The organism is Vibrio sp. CK2-1 (assembly GCF_021726515.1).
Classification (GTDB): domain Bacteria; phylum Pseudomonadota; class Gammaproteobacteria; order Enterobacterales; family Vibrionaceae; genus Vibrio.
This window is the reverse complement of sequence record NZ_JAKKCJ010000001.1, coordinates 202,949-217,372: the sequence shown is the minus strand read 5'-3', so window position 1 is coordinate 217,372 and position 14,424 is coordinate 202,949. Positions and strand designations below refer to the sequence as shown.

Below are 14,424 nucleotides of genomic sequence, written 5' to 3'. Positions count from 1 at the left end.
TTTTCTACTGTTTTATATGAAAGTGAGTAGTTTTATGACCCAACCCGATATTAAGTTTATCGCCTCCGATATGGATGGCACCTTGCTAGATGAAAATAGCCAGCTAGATCCTAAGTTTTATGAAATTTACGAAAAGCTAGAAGCCAACGGAATTATGTTTGCCGCCGCTTCTGGTCGTCAGTATTACAGCCTAGCGGAAACCTTTGCCCCATTAAAAGATCGCATGTTTTTTATTGCTGAAAACGGCACCTTAGTGATGCATAAAGGGCAAGAGCTTTATAGCTGCACTATCGAGCGATCTGAAATTGAAGCCATCGTGCAAGCAGCCCGAAGCATTGACGGCGCGCACCTAGTGCTATGTGGTAAACGTTCGGCTTATACTGAAACGCAAGATCCACAAGCTTTAAAAGAGTTCGCCAAATATTACCACCGCCGTGAATCGGTAGAAGATGTATTAACGGTGGACGATGATTTTATCAAAGTCGCGCTTTGTCATTTTGATGGCACGGAAGAATTAGTATTTCCAACTATCGATAATCATTTTGGTGAAACCCATCAGGTGGTCGTTAGCGGTAAAATTTGGCTAGATGTGATGAATGCCAAAGCATCAAAAGGTGCAGCTATTCAGCATTTGCAAAACACTCTTGGCTTTAGTTATGAACAAACCATGAGTTTTGGTGACTACTTCAATGATGTTGAGATGCTACAGCAAAGCTACCACTCATACGCGGTTGAAAATGCCCATGAAGGCGTAAAGAAACATGCTCGTTTTAGTGCCCCAAGTAATAGAGAGGCAGGGGTGTTGCAGGTGATTGAAGGTTTGGTTAGTTAACGACGATTAAATCTGTTTAAGCATAAAAAAATCCCCAACTCATTTTAAATGAATTGGGGATTTATACTTAAGTTACGTTACTTGTGCTTATTAGCTTAAAGCAGATTATTTAAGATCAAAACGATCCAGTTCCATCACTTTAGTCCACGTCTTCACAAAGTCTTTCACAAACTTCTCTTTGGCATCGCTTGATGCGTACACTTCAGCAACGGCGCGAAGTTGAGAGTTTGAACCGAACACTAGGTCTGCGCGAGTGGCTTGCCATTTGGTTTCGCCAGTCTTACGGTCTGTGCCTTGGTAGACTTTCTTATCATCGCCAACGGCTTTCCATTCCGTGCTCATATCTAGCAGATTAACAAAGAAGTCATTGCTTAATGTTTCTTTCTTATCTGTGAACACACCGTAGTCAGTTTGGTCGTGGTTAGTGCCTAGCATGCGTAGACCACCAACAAGTACTGTCATTTCTGGTGCCGTTAGCGTTAGTAGCTGCGCTTTATCTACTAATAAGAACTCAGCTGGCGCTTTTGTCTTACCGCTGTTGTAGTTGCGGAAACCATCAGCAATTGGGTTTAGGTATTCAAAAGAATCCACTTCCGTTTGCTCTTGAGTGGCATCAGCTCGGCCAGCAGTAAATGGTACTTCAACATCGAAGCCTGCATTTTTAGCTGCTTGCTCAACGGCTACGTTACCTGCTAGTACAATTAAGTCTGCGATAGAAACTTCTTTGCCACCAGATTGTGCTTGGTTGAACTCTGCTTGGATTGCTTCTAGTGCTGCAATCACTTTCGCCGTTTGTTGTGGTTGGTTTGCTTCCCAGTCTTTTTGTGGAGCAAGACGGATACGTGCACCATTTACACCACCACGCATGTCAGAGCCGCGGAAGGTTGAAGCGGCAGCCCATGCGGTTGAGGCAAGCTCAGATACAGATAGGCCAGAATCAAGAATGTTTTTCTTCAATTCAGCTTGGTCAGCTTTATCAATCAGAGGATGTTTCACTTCTGAAATTGGATCTTGCCAAATTAAATCTTCAGCCGGTACTTCTGGGCCTAAGTAGCGAGCTTTTGGCCCCATGTCACGGTGAGTCAACTTGAACCAAGCGCGAGCAAATGCTTCTTGGAACTCAAGAGGATTTTTCAGGAAGCGACGTGAGATTTTTTCATACTCAGGATCAAAACGTAATGATAAGTCAGTCGTAAGCATGGTTGGTTTATGCTTCTTACCTGCTTCAAATGCATCTGGCACATTTTCATCATCAGTTTTTGCAACCCACTGCCAAGCACCTGCTGGGCTCTTCACTAAATCCCACTCATAGTTGAATAGGTTTTCTAAGAAGTAGTAGCTCCATTTTGTTGGCGTTTGCGTCCAAGTCACTTCAAGACCAGAACCAATCGCATCGCCAGCAACACCAGAACCAAATTTGTTATGCCAACCGAAACCTTGCGCTTCAATATCAGCGGCTTCTGGATCGGCACCTACATTAGCTGCATCACCTGCACCGTGCGTTTTACCGAATGTGTGACCACCGGCAATTAACGCAACGGTTTCTTCATCATCCATTGCCATACGAGCAAAGGTATCGCGAATATCTTTTGCCGCAAGTACTGGATCGGGCTTGCCACCTGGACCTTCTGGGTTTACGTAGATTAAGCCCATTTGTACTGCCGCTAGAGGATCATCTAACTCACGGTCACCAGAGTAACGTTGGTCATCGGTTAGCCATTCGGTTTCTTTACCCCAGTAAACATCTTGCTCTGGTTCCCAAACATCTTTACGACCGCCAGCAAAGCCAAAGGTTTTGAAGCCCATAGACTCTAGAGCCACGTTACCAGTTAGGATGAATAAATCAGCCCACGAGATTTTTTTGCCGTATTTTTGTTTGATAGGCCAAATTAAGCGGCGTGCTTTATCTAGGTTAACGTTATCTGGCCAGCTGTTCAGTGGCGCGAAACGTTGTTGACCTGTACCGCCGCCACCGCGACCATCTTGTACGCGGTAAGTACCCGCACTGTGCCATGCCATACGAATAAATAGAGGACCGTAATGGCCGAAATCTGCTGGCCACCAATCTTGAGAATCGGTCATTAAATCATGCAGATCTTTCTTAACCGCTTTAAGGTCAAGGCTTAGGAATTCTTTTTCGTAGTCAAAATCCGGATCCATTGGATCAGATTTTTGTCCTTGTTGATGAAGGACAGAAAGGTCAAGTTGGTTTGGCCACCAATCTTTGTTTTGAGTACCTGTTGCAGCTGTGTTTCCACTGTTGTGGAAAGGACATTTTGATTCACTGGACATGTTATGTCTCCCTGTGGATTTATAATATAACGTTTCGTTAACCAAAAAGTTACGTCAAATCATATAAATTGACTAATCGGTATTACCGATATTATTAATAGGTATTTCCTTACTGATATAAAGGTTAAATTGAAAGCGAATTTTTATTTGTGATATTGATTATTGATATTGGTATAAGTTGCTACAATAGGTCATCTACTTCACATTTTGAGAAACTGAATGTCATTTTCAACGCTAGAACTAAGCCCTTCTATCCTGCAAGCGGTTGCTGAGCAAGGTTATGAAAAACCAACTGAAATTCAACGCAAAGCAATTCCTATCATTCTTGATGGAAAAAACTTAATCGCCGCAGCGCAAACCGGCACTGGTAAAACCGCCAGTTTTGTCTTGCCAATATTGCAGCGCTTAAGCGGTGGTCAAACTCAGCGTAAAAAGCGTATCCGAGCCTTAATTCTAGTACCTACTCGAGAACTTGCTATTCAGGTGAATGAAAATATTCAAGCTTATGGCAAACATCTTAATTTAACCTCGTTAGCCATGTACGGTGGCGTTGACTACGCTCCGCAGAAACAAGCGTTAATCGATGGGGTCGATATTCTAGTTGCTACTCCAGGCCGTTTGATTGATTTATACGGCCAGCATTCCGTGCATTTTGATGAAGTTGAAATGTTGGTATTAGATGAAGCCGACCGCATGTTAGACATGGGCTTTATTGAAGACATTAATAAGATCTTAGCGCGCCTACCGGAAAACATTCAGAACCTATTATTCTCGGCAACCTTGTCTAACCCAGTTCGAGAGTTAGCCCGCACCGCAATTAGCGATCCTGAAGAAATCGTGATCGCCAAACATCAAGCCTCGAAAGACTCAATCAACCAGTACTTAATTACGGTTGATAAAGATAAAAAGTCAGCCTTATTGAGCCATTTATTGACGGAGCGAGACTGGTCTCAAGTGTTGATCTTTATTGGCACAAAACATGGCGCGGCGAAATTGGTTTCTCAACTAGAAAAACGCGGCATTGCAGCAGAGGCGATCCACAGTGGTCGCAATCAAGCATCTCGTGCTCGTGTGTTAGATGAGTTTAAGCAAGGCAAAGTGAAGTATTTAGTGGCAACTGGCGTCGCGGCACGTGGTATTGATATTGACGATCTACCGTGTGTGATTAACTACGATATGCCGTTCCCTGCCGATGAATATGTACACCGAATCGGTCGTACTGGCCGTGCAGGTTCAAAAGGTGAGGCGGTATCATTAGTCTCGCGTGATGACTTTAAAAACCTATGTATGATTGAAAGCCGCTTGGGTCATTTGATTAAGCGTCAAACGGTAGAAGGCTTTACGCCAAACAAAGAAGTACCGATTTCTATTTTAAATTATGTGCCTAAGCATAAGCGCGAACAGCAAAACGATAGATAGAAACGGATAGACAAAACGCCAAGATATAAGACGCTTCACTTAGCAAAAGAGTGAAGCGTTTTTTATGAGCACAAAGGAGCTAGGCACTTTTCCATTCGATAGTTAGTAAATTGCTGGCCTCGCAATGAGACGCTTTGTTTTTCCTTAACGATAAATCCAGCATGCTCAAAAAACGGCTTAGCAGTCATACTCACATCAGCATGTAATCGCGCTAAATTCCGCTGTTTGGCTTGCTCATGAATGTGCAGCATTAAAGCCTTTCCTACGCCACAGCCTTGGTATTGATGATGGCAAAAGAAGTGGTTGATATAACCATCACCTTGTAAGTCGGCGTATCCAACTATTTTGTCATTCAAGGTTGCCACAAAAGGTTGGTTGCCCTTCATTTTTTCAATCCAATCCGTAAGGTCAGATTTATCTTCAGCCCACGCCTCAACTTGTGCTTGAGTGTAATCTCGCACGTTGATTTGTCTGACGGTATTGAAGAACAATTGCCAGAGAATTTGAGCATCTTCAGGTTGATAGGGGCGTATTGTAATCATTCAAAATCCTGCGAATTAAACCTTGCCACTCTAGCCTCAGCCATGGTGCAGTTGGTGTCAGCCATGAGTTCACTTAATGTGATATCCGGTTGTTGCTTGATCAGTGAGGCTAATTGCTCTGCTTTTGATTCCGGCTTATCCTTGAGATCGAGTAAACCTGTATTTAACTTATTGATTAAATAATCAAATCCTTGGCTCTGTTCTGCTTGTAGTGTGGTGAATAGATTCGTTAAGTCCTCTGAGTTGCCTGTGATTTGCCAATTACGCGAGCGACGAATGCGTTTTAACTCACATTGATGTTGTGCGGCGATGGCTTTTGCGTATTTGCAGTTTTCTCCGCCGATGCGATGTATCAACGAAGGTAGGGCAATGCAGGGAAGTTCGGACTTAGTTTTCTTGTTCGCCATCGGGTTCGCTTAAGTTGTTTGTGGTAATACTGCTTGTGGGAATAACACTGAGTTTCGCGCCCGCTTGAGTAATCGGTTTACTGTCTTGAGGATTATATAACGCACAGCTGTCTAAAGATAAGCAGCCACAATTAATGCAACTTCCGAGTTGGTTTTGTAGTGCTTGTAAGCTTTGGATCTTCTGTGCCAGTTGTTGCTGCCAATGTTGAGCAAGCGTTTCCCATTCTTCTTTTTTCGGCGCCCTATGTTTCGGTAGATAAGCGAGCTGTTCTGAGATTTCTTGCAGTGTTAAACCGACATTCTGCGCCGCTTTTATTACCGCAATTCTACGTAGGATCTGCCTTGGGTAGCGGCGTTGGTTTCCTGCATTTCGGCTACTGTAAATTAGCCCTTTTTGTTCATAAAAATGCAAGGTCGCGACGCTTATTCCGGCTCTTTTGGCAACTTGCCCAACGCTCATATCCATATTTATTTCCGCTAACTCGTCCCTGTTGGAAACCTCAGTTTAACTTAAGGTTTATTGAATCTGTTAATTGATTAATCACATTCTTTCGTCATATAAGCTTTTAAAGCCTGATTAAACACATTGATCTTTTGTTGTAGGTATTTGCGATGGCTATAAACCGCGTTGACTGGGTAGGCACCAAAATCATAGTTGGGCAGTAATGTTTGTAGTCGTCCTGATTCAATAAAAGGATCGACCGCAAAGTCTGGGCTAATGGTAAAAACATTGGCATGAACTGCTAGATAAGCCGAGGCGAGTGCATTGTTTACTGAAACCGAATGTTGGATAGCAAAGCTAATGGTTTCGCCATCTTTATAGCATTGTCTTAACTTGGGGCCTTTATGGTTACTGTCATACACCGCCGGAAGGTTGGATAAATCGTGCGGTGTTTTGGGCTCGCCGAAATGTTCAATGAATTCCTTGGATGCACAGACTTTGAGTGACATATGGCCAATTGGAACGGCAATCAGATCGGAGTCGGGTAGATGACCGATTCGAATCGCCAAGTCGTAACCTTCTGATACTAGATCGACAAAGCGATCATTGAGTATCACATCAATCTTAATATCTGGATGGGTTTGAATAAATTGAGCAATAAACGGCATGAGGACACATTCGCCAAAAGTTGCTGGCGCGCTAATGCGTAGTCGTCCGCCGATCTGCTGTTGTTCAGTTCTCAAGCCCACTTCTACCATCGAAATATCATCGAGTATCCGTTTGGCTTGTTCGTAATAGGCTCTACCTGCATCCGTCAGTTGTAATCCTCTAGTTGAGCGATGAATCAACCGAACCTCTAAGAGCGTTTCAAGCTGAGTGATATGAGTACTCATTAAAGCTTTGGTCTTGCCTAAATGCTGTGCGGCAGCGGTGTAGGAGCCTTTTTCAGCCACATGAACGAAGCTATTCATTAAGTTAAGTTTATCCATGTTGCTAGATCCTTGCGATTCTTGCTGTAAAAAAATATTGAACAATGTGTTCATTATTAGCAGTATTGTCAATTAAACGCAAGAGGCGCAAACTTCATTTCATCAGCTTATTGAATTGGCAATGGAGGAGAGGAAGTGAAATTAGCACCTGTGATGTTTGTTGGCCACGGCTCTCCGATGTTTGCAATTGAGCAAAGCCATGCGCGTGATTTACTTGAACAACATCAATCTGTATTTGATGAAGTGAAAGCGATAGTCGTCGTTTCAGCGCACTGGTTCACCAATGGTTTTACCGGCGTCACTTCAGATAAAGCGCCGCAAACTATTCATGATTTTGGCGGCTTTCCAACGGAGTTATATCAACTGGAATACCCAGCACAAGGTTCTCCTGAGTTGGCTAATACGATTGAGGGTTTACTTGAAGGAGAGGGCTTTCAGGTTCAGCAACAAGCTCAACGCGGTCTCGATCATGGTGTCTGGGTGCCGTTGATGCATTTGGTGCCAAACGCGAATATTCCAGTGATTCAAGTTTCTATCAATTCGCATGCATCTGGTGACGATATATATCACTTGGGCAAGCAATTAGGTTGTCTGCGCGAGCAAGATATCGCAGTGATAGGGTCGGGTTCGATTACTCACAACTTAGGTGATGTGGTGATTGGTTCAAAGCAAGCGGCGGATTATGTGGTGGAGTTTGAACAATGGGTTCGCCTGCAAATGACAGAGCGTAGTGCGCAAGCCTTACTTGATGCGCCAAATCTGCAACCGAACTTTTTTCGAGCCCATCCAACCCATGAGCATTATTTACCATTGTTAGTGGCGCTAGGCGCGAGTAACAGCAGTGATGAGTTTTCAGTGATTAAAGGCGGGATCCAGCACCACGCTTTATCAATGGAATCCTATTTGTGGCAGTAAGTTTTATCTAACACATTTTACTTTTAAGGAATATTTTATGTCAGTTTTACAACGAATTTTACACTCTCAAGCAAGCCTAGCTCCACTAATGTTACGTGTACCTGTTGGTGTGATTTTAATGGCGCATGGTGCGCAAAAATTATTTGGCTGGTTTGGTGGTGGCGGTCTTGCGGGGACTGGTCAATTTATGGCGTCACTAGGCTTAAACCCAGGTGAACTCATGGCATTCTTAGCCGGCTCTGGTGAGTTTTTCGGAGGTCTATTCTTATTGATTGGTTTGCTAACTCGCCCAGCAGCTGTTGTGGTTGCGTTTACTATGGTAGTTGCGATAGTAAGCGTACACTTACCGAATGGCTTGTTCTTGGCAAATGGTGGCTACGAGTTCGGTTTAGCATTATTAGCGATGGCAGTATCTCTCGCGGTATCGGGATCAGGTTGTTTCGGGGTCGATAAATTACTCGCTGACAAGTTTAAAGGCCAGTAATGACAGAATAATATGTGGTGATTTGTCACATAAAGAAGAATGCTCAGTGTAATAACTGGGCATTTTTTATGTTTACAATATTGTCGATAATCGAAGAAGGCGTACAATGGTTCAATCTAATCATAGTCTGAGCTGGAAAATGGAACTTACTCAAGCATTACAACAAATCCAACCTTCTTATATTCGTGAAATTCTAATGGACGCTCAAGCGGAAGGCGTCATTTCTTTGGCTGGTGGTTTACCTGATGGGAATACTTTCCCGATTGCCTTAATGGATGAATCGTTAACTTCATTACCGCAAAAACCTGCGTTGTTCCAATATGGTCAAACCGCCGGTTATGGCCCATTGCTTGATTATTTCCGTAGTCAGTTTCAACTTCCTGAACATCATGAGTCGTTAGTTTGTACCGGCTCTCAACAAGCGTTGGATTTAATTGCCCGTGCGTTTGTTAACCCAAATGACAAAGTGGTGATGGAAGCGCCAAGCTACCTAGGTGCGTTGCAAGTGTTTGGCTTGGCACAAGCGAATGTGATTAGCGTGTCACAACAAGCAGATGGCCCCAACCTTGTGGAACTGGAAGCGTGTTTTGCTGAACAATCACCAAAACTATTTTATGCAGTGCCAGATTTTCATAACCCGACCGGCGTATCGTGGAGCCTAGAAGTCCGTCAAAAAGTGGCGCAATTGTGCCAACAATATGATGTGACGCTGGTAGAAGATGTGCCATATCGTGAACTGCGTTTTATGGGAGAGATGTTGCCTCTAGTGTCGAGCTTCTGCCCAGAAAGTGCTTTAGTTCTGCGTTCTTATTCAAAAATTGCCGCGCCAGGTATGCGAATGGGCGTCGTGACGGGTAACGCTGAATGGATTGCACCGCTGGTAAAAGTGAAGCAATGCGCTGACCTGCATTCAAGCATTCCAATGCAGGCGGTGTTGCTTGATTTGCTAAACCATCAAGATTTTCCTGCTCACTTAGAAACGTTGCGTGCCATTTATCAAGAGCGTTACTTATGTTTAGCAGAACAACTGATTGCCAAATTACCACAAGGTTGCCACTTTAATCCGGTAGAAGGCGGCATGTTTATTTGGTTAACCTTGCCAGAATGTGATGATTTTGCTTTGGCCAAAGCGGCGTTGAAAAACAAAGTAGCGGTAGTCCCAAGCTCGGTGTTTTATAAGCAAGGTGAGAAGGTGACCCCAGCACTTCGCTTGAACTTTACCAATGCAACGACGGAAGAACTAATCGTGGCGGTCGATCGCTTGGTGTCGGTGATTAAAGCGGAATGTAATGTAAAATAAACGTAGATTCAGTAGTCCAATATTACTTCAAATTGAAGGCCAAGAACTGAGTAAGGTTCTTGGCTTTTTTTATTCCTTATTCCACAATATTAATTCACAAAAACCTCATACTTAAGTTCATTAATAATTAATGAACTTAAGTTATTTTTATCTAATTTTCCACCTGATTACTATCAGTAAATAATGGTGAAGTGATTTAACTAATATCTAATTTTTCATTCCCTTTTATTTCATACTTGCATTGTTTTTTATTCGACTAAATTAAATGAGTGATTGTCAAGGTCACGTCAATTTTAATGAAAACATCCGTTGAACGGTAAAAGGAATTATTATGAAAAAAACAGCAATAACAGTTGCGATGCTCGGCTTAGCTGCAGCGTCATCAAATGCATTGGCCGACGGTAATGAAACCGCGTCAGTGACCCTTACTCATGCGGTGCCATTAGTTTGTAATATTGGTTTATTAGCTACTGGGCCTAATGATACATCTCTTGGTGAAATCGCTGAATTAAGTTCGGGTCATAATAAAATATTAGAGTTAAATAATATTAGCGAAAGTGGTGGCTCACAGCCAATTAGTGGTGCCGTGAAATGTAATTCAAATGATGGTTATAGCATCGATGTTAGCTTAGCTCAAGGTGGTTTATTTAATAGTGATGGCGGTGATAAGATCCCTTATACACTAACTCCAGAGGTTAAGAATGGACCGGAACTTCAAGTTAGCAATGCATCATTTACTTATGCCGTTGGTGCGAATATGAATGGAGTGTTTACTTCAGACTATGAGCCTGGGGAACAACAATTCAAGCTTACTTTAAAAACAGATCCGGGTGCGTTTGATAATGCAGGTAGTGGTCACTACACCGAAACTATTACCTTTTCTCTTGTCGCTTTATAGTTTTATAAAATAAAAAGAGGAGGTGCATCCTCCTCTTTATTATTTAAGGTTGCACTATGTTTAAAATAATATCTTTTATTATTACTTCACTATTTTCTATTTCAGCTTTAGCGAATGTCATGATCACACCACTTTCGATGGATATAGATATAAAGAAACCAGTATCTAGTTATACCATTGAAAATAAATCTGGTGAGCAACAAACCTACTTAGTTAAAACATACTACCGCACTATGGATTCAACTGGTAATGAAGTGAATGAAGACACCAAAGAACTGCGTATTTTTCCAAGTAAGATTATATTAAATCCACAGCAATCAAAAAGAATTAAAGTGATGTATTTAGGGAAAAAAGCATTGCAAGATGAACGATCTTATCGAGTGATTTTTGAGCCCATTACCGTGGGTGAACAAGAAGGAATGAAATTTAATTATCGATTTGTTACTTCTGTTTATGTCACACCAGAAAAAGCCGAACATAACATTGTTGCCAAGATGGATGCTGGCAAAGTATCTATTCAAAACTTGGGCAATAAACATACAGTGCTAAGTAACTGGGGCTTGGTGTTTAACCTGGGCTCAAGTGAAGAAGTGACCTACAAAGATGCACTTCCAACCATTAATATGTTAGCCAAATCTAATCTAGTGTTGCCGATCAAGCCGGGCATTGCCCCAAACCAAGTGAATTCAATTGATATCCTTGAATTTGAATAATGAAACTTTGGTCAGTTATCACGCTGCTGTTTGCATTTGGAGGACCTCTAACCGCATGGGCTGAAGAGCGAATTCCCATGCCGATTGATGTTGACCTCCCCACCAAACGAGTACAAATCACCGCTTACTTATCTAATGAAAATATTTCTGATTGGCAACTCGATAGCGGTGAATTTGTCGATAAAGTGTCTCCTATTGTATTAGACAGCATTAAAACCAAACTTGTGAAAGAGTTTATGGATGCGAGTATTGTTGCCAGTGACATGAAAAAGTTGGGGTGGAGTGCTAATTTTGATGAGGATATGTTGATCATCACGATTGATATTCCCGCAGAGCAACTTGAAGAAATCGACATTCCATTTGGTGGTTATTCGTCTAAAAAAGAGTACGCGAAACACGTTCGTATGATTGAACCTAGCCCTATCAGCGGGGTGTTTAATCTCTATTACTCTCACACTCATAATCTTGATGAGACATCTCAATTTTCCGACAGCCTAGCATTACGAACCGGTATTGCTATCGGCCCATTAACTTTTGAAGATGGCCACACGTTTTCTCGCAACAGTATTACCGAGGAAGTCAAAGTTCAGCGTGATGCCTCTCGGTTAATGTATGACTTACCGAATAACTATGGATTTATTCAAGTCGGAGACTATTACACCGACACCCAAATTCAGCAACTCAATCCGGGGGATATCTTCGGGCTTTCCTATTCTTATCAGCCGCAATATTTACGCGACTACTATCGACCTAACTCAGTTCCGATTGTTTTAGAATCTACCTCCATCGTTACCATTAGAATCAATGGTGAAGATTTTCGTCGAATTCGCCTCGCACCGGGCCAATATAATTTGCGTGACTTGCCTATCGATAACGGGGTGAATGAAGTTGAGGTGAGTTATATCGATCAAGGTGGCTCGGAGGTCGTGCAGTTTTATAACTTGGTGAATGTTCCAGAAATCTTACTAGGAGGAACCTTGGAGACCCAATGGACAGCTGGGTATGTACAAAGCTACAACGCTGAAGGGGTTAAAGAGCTTAACGATGAAGTACCAGCTGCGCAGATGGTGTTGTCTTATGGTTTGACCGATTGGTGGACCATTTCTCCTAAAGTGGAATGGCAGCAAGATGTGCAAGATTACAACTTGCTGCATAATTTCGCAGTGTGGGATGACTTTCTGACTTTAGAGACAGGGCTAAAGCAAACCGAGCAAAGTGATTTTTATAAAGGAAAAGTGAGCTACTATTTGCCTGAAACGGCTTGGGGCGCTTTGAATAATACCAACATCAGTTATGAATATAGCTATCAAGAGCCGATCATTGGTTATCAAACTCAGCAATATATTCGCTTTAGTACCGGGTTAAACCTACCAATTACCAATGGTTACATGTCTTTTAATGGTTATTCTCGTTTTGATGATAATGAAAACGTCGAAAACTCGTTAGCGCTAAATACCAGTTATCGCTTATGGGATTATTTGACTCTAGGGGTAAACCTACGCTGGAAAGAGACTTATGGTGATAGCGAAGAGAGTTTTACTATTTCTGCCAATATACCGATCAGCTTATTTAACCAACGTTTTAGTATGTCTTCTCGTTATGATTCAAGCAAAGAGCACAGTGAAAATGCCTTGTCTTTCTATAGTTATGGTATTGATCAAAGTTGGCGTGGTACGGCGAATTTTCGCGACCATGAATATGATGGCGCGGATCTCTATTATAAAAAATATGGTGACTACCTAAATGGCAATATTCGTCTTAGCTCTACCAATGAAATTGATGCAGATAATCGGACTAGAGTGGGAAGTGTAGGGTTAGAAACTGGCGTTGCCTTTTCTGGCACTGATATCGCGTGGACATCACCGGTCAGCTCTGGCTTTACCATTGTGAGCCTAGAAGATGAGAGTGATGACTACCGCTTGGTGAAAAATGATTTTGGTCGTGTTGCCGTTGTGCCGAAAGAGCAGGGAGGTGCGACATCTTTAGTCACTGAAGTCAGTAATCGTCGAGAGCGATTAATCGAAGTAAATACCCGTGAGTTAGCCTTCGACCAAGAGTTAGAGTTTTCTGAGTTCGTTGTGCAAGGGGGCTTGCGTAGGGGTTCAAGTGTGAACTTAGCAATGATAAAAGGGCTGCTGGTTACCGGCCAGTTAAAAGCTCAAGGTGAGCCACTTGTCGATGTTATCGGAGAATTTGTCTCTGAAGATGGCAGCCGCAGTTTTCCATTTTATACCGGTACAGAAGGCGAGTTTGAAGTCGACATGATCCCTAAAGGGCAATATGAGCTCAACTTCTACAGTGATCAATACAAATCACAAATAGTCTACATTGATGATAAAAATTCCGTTGATGGGATGTTTGTTGAGTTAGAGTCATTAAACATCGAACTTCATTGATCTTCAAAGTCACTTCAATATTACCATGTCATACGTTACTACCGTCTAGTTATTAAACCGTTGAGTAAAATCAACAATACGAGCCGCATTTACTCCACGATCACCGCGCCCAATTCGAGAAACACTACGAAGATCAATTTTACTTTGATTGTTTAAAGGGGTAACCCTTACAACAACATCATCTTTAAAGCTAAAGAATGGGGTTTGTGCTATTCCTTCAAAACGTAAAGTTGCCTCATCTTTCGCCACTATTTCCCATCCCATTTCGTGTGCGATAACGAGTGCTTTTTTATAGGCATCAATGGCGGGTAACGTTGAAGTAATAGGTTTGATGTATGGATATGCAGTTTGTTGGATGGATGACACTTCTTCTCCAGCATAAATGAGAGAATTTTTTGCACCTGGTCTTGTATCATCTAACACCAAAAATTTCGGCGGATTCACTATATCGGTCGTAATATCATGGATAGCAGGTGCTCGTTTCGGCGGTTGTATTAAGTTAATAACCATAGGAGCGACTAGGCCAAGCCCGATGAGCACTGTAATGAAGGATTTGATGACACCACGGCGATGACGTAAATAAGCATAATAAATCAAAACAAGCACGCCCAAACCCAATACACAGAGCCCTATTGGATTTAAGTAGTTTCGTATATAACCAAAACCAACAATAGGTTCCCACAAGTCGAAACCTGCCCCAAAGATCATTAAAGCAACACCAAGTAAGGCAATGATTGCAAGACTTACTGTTAATGTCCCGAAATGAGATGAACGCGTACTTTCCATTTTCAATCC

14 protein-coding genes are annotated in these 14,424 nt (G+C 42.3%); 8 read left to right on the top strand and 6 right to left on the bottom strand.

The genetic code is table 11. The features are described 5' to 3' along the window. Positions 1 to 34: 34 nt before the first annotated feature. Entirely contained in the window at positions 35 to 832 is a 798-nt protein-coding gene (locus L3V25_RS00920) for a Cof-type HAD-IIB family hydrolase (protein WP_237293641.1), read from the top strand. Positions 833 to 937: 105 nt separating this feature from the next. Here L3V25_RS00920 and katG read toward each other — a convergent pair whose 3' ends face one another. Beyond that, the gene (gene katG, locus L3V25_RS00915) at positions 938 to 3,124 is read right to left on the bottom strand and encodes a catalase/peroxidase HPI (protein WP_237293640.1); all 2,187 of its coding nucleotides are present in this window, start codon (positions 3,122 to 3,124) and stop codon (positions 938 to 940) included. A gap of 219 nt (positions 3,125 to 3,343) precedes the next feature. Here katG and L3V25_RS00910 point away from each other — a divergent pair, with 219 nt between their 5' ends. After that, positions 3,344 to 4,543: a DEAD/DEAH box helicase gene (locus L3V25_RS00910; RefSeq protein ID WP_237293639.1), complete on the top strand. Its 1,200-nt coding sequence runs from the start codon at positions 3,344 to 3,346 to the stop codon at positions 4,541 to 4,543. A 62-nt stretch (positions 4,544 to 4,605) separates the two neighbouring features. Here the strand turns inward: L3V25_RS00910 and L3V25_RS00905 are convergent, their stop codons facing one another. From L3V25_RS00905 to L3V25_RS00890, 4 genes are all read right to left on the bottom strand, one after another. After that, entirely contained in the window at positions 4,606 to 5,085 is a 480-nt protein-coding gene (locus L3V25_RS00905) for a GNAT family N-acetyltransferase (protein WP_237293638.1), read from the bottom strand. After that, entirely contained in the window at positions 5,082 to 5,492 is a 411-nt protein-coding gene (locus L3V25_RS00900) for a ribosome recycling factor family protein (protein ID WP_237293637.1), read from the bottom strand. The genes L3V25_RS00905 and L3V25_RS00900 overlap by 4 nt, the downstream gene beginning before the upstream one ends. After that, complete coding sequence (soxR, locus tag L3V25_RS00895; protein WP_237293636.1) at positions 5,473 to 5,958, bottom strand: redox-sensitive transcriptional activator SoxR; 486 nt, start codon at positions 5,956 to 5,958, stop codon at positions 5,473 to 5,475. The genes L3V25_RS00900 and soxR overlap by 20 nt, the downstream gene beginning before the upstream one ends. Before the next feature lie 71 nt (positions 5,959 to 6,029). Continuing rightward, positions 6,030 to 6,923, bottom strand: coding sequence for a LysR family transcriptional regulator (locus tag L3V25_RS00890; RefSeq protein ID WP_237293635.1), 894 nt, complete (start codon positions 6,921 to 6,923; stop codon positions 6,030 to 6,032). Between the two features lie 135 nt (positions 6,924 to 7,058). On the opposite strand from L3V25_RS00890, the gene L3V25_RS00885 reads away from it, so the two are divergent. From L3V25_RS00885 to L3V25_RS00860, 6 genes are all read left to right on the top strand, one after another. Continuing rightward, positions 7,059 to 7,838: a class III extradiol ring-cleavage dioxygenase gene (locus L3V25_RS00885; RefSeq protein ID WP_237293634.1), complete on the top strand. Its 780-nt coding sequence runs from the start codon at positions 7,059 to 7,061 to the stop codon at positions 7,836 to 7,838. Between the two features lie 37 nt (positions 7,839 to 7,875). Beyond that, complete coding sequence (locus L3V25_RS00880; protein ID WP_237293633.1) at positions 7,876 to 8,322, top strand: DoxX family protein; 447 nt, start codon at positions 7,876 to 7,878, stop codon at positions 8,320 to 8,322. Between the two features lie 139 nt (positions 8,323 to 8,461). Further along, a complete protein-coding gene (locus tag L3V25_RS00875; RefSeq protein WP_237294318.1) occupies positions 8,462 to 9,622 on the top strand; it encodes a PLP-dependent aminotransferase family protein in 1,161 nt (386 codons plus the stop codon). Positions 9,623 to 9,953: 331 nt separating this feature from the next. Then, positions 9,954 to 10,520: a hypothetical protein gene (locus L3V25_RS00870; protein WP_237293632.1), complete on the top strand. Its 567-nt coding sequence runs from the start codon at positions 9,954 to 9,956 to the stop codon at positions 10,518 to 10,520. A gap of 56 nt (positions 10,521 to 10,576) precedes the next feature. Then, positions 10,577 to 11,233, top strand: a complete 657-nt coding sequence (locus L3V25_RS00865) for a fimbria/pilus periplasmic chaperone (RefSeq protein ID WP_237293631.1) — start codon at positions 10,577 to 10,579, stop codon at positions 11,231 to 11,233. Then, positions 11,233 to 13,629 carry a hypothetical protein gene (locus tag L3V25_RS00860; RefSeq protein ID WP_237293630.1) on the top strand — a complete coding sequence of 799 codons (2,397 nt, stop codon included), beginning with the start codon at positions 11,233 to 11,235 and terminating at the stop codon, positions 13,627 to 13,629. Before L3V25_RS00865 ends, L3V25_RS00860 begins: the two co-directional genes overlap by 1 nt. 45 nt (positions 13,630 to 13,674) lie before the next feature. On the opposite strand, the gene L3V25_RS00855 is transcribed toward L3V25_RS00860, so the two are convergent. Beyond that, a complete protein-coding gene (locus L3V25_RS00855; RefSeq protein ID WP_237293629.1) occupies positions 13,675 to 14,415 on the bottom strand; it encodes a DUF1499 domain-containing protein in 741 nt (246 codons plus the stop codon). Positions 14,416 to 14,424 lie beyond the last annotated feature (9 nt).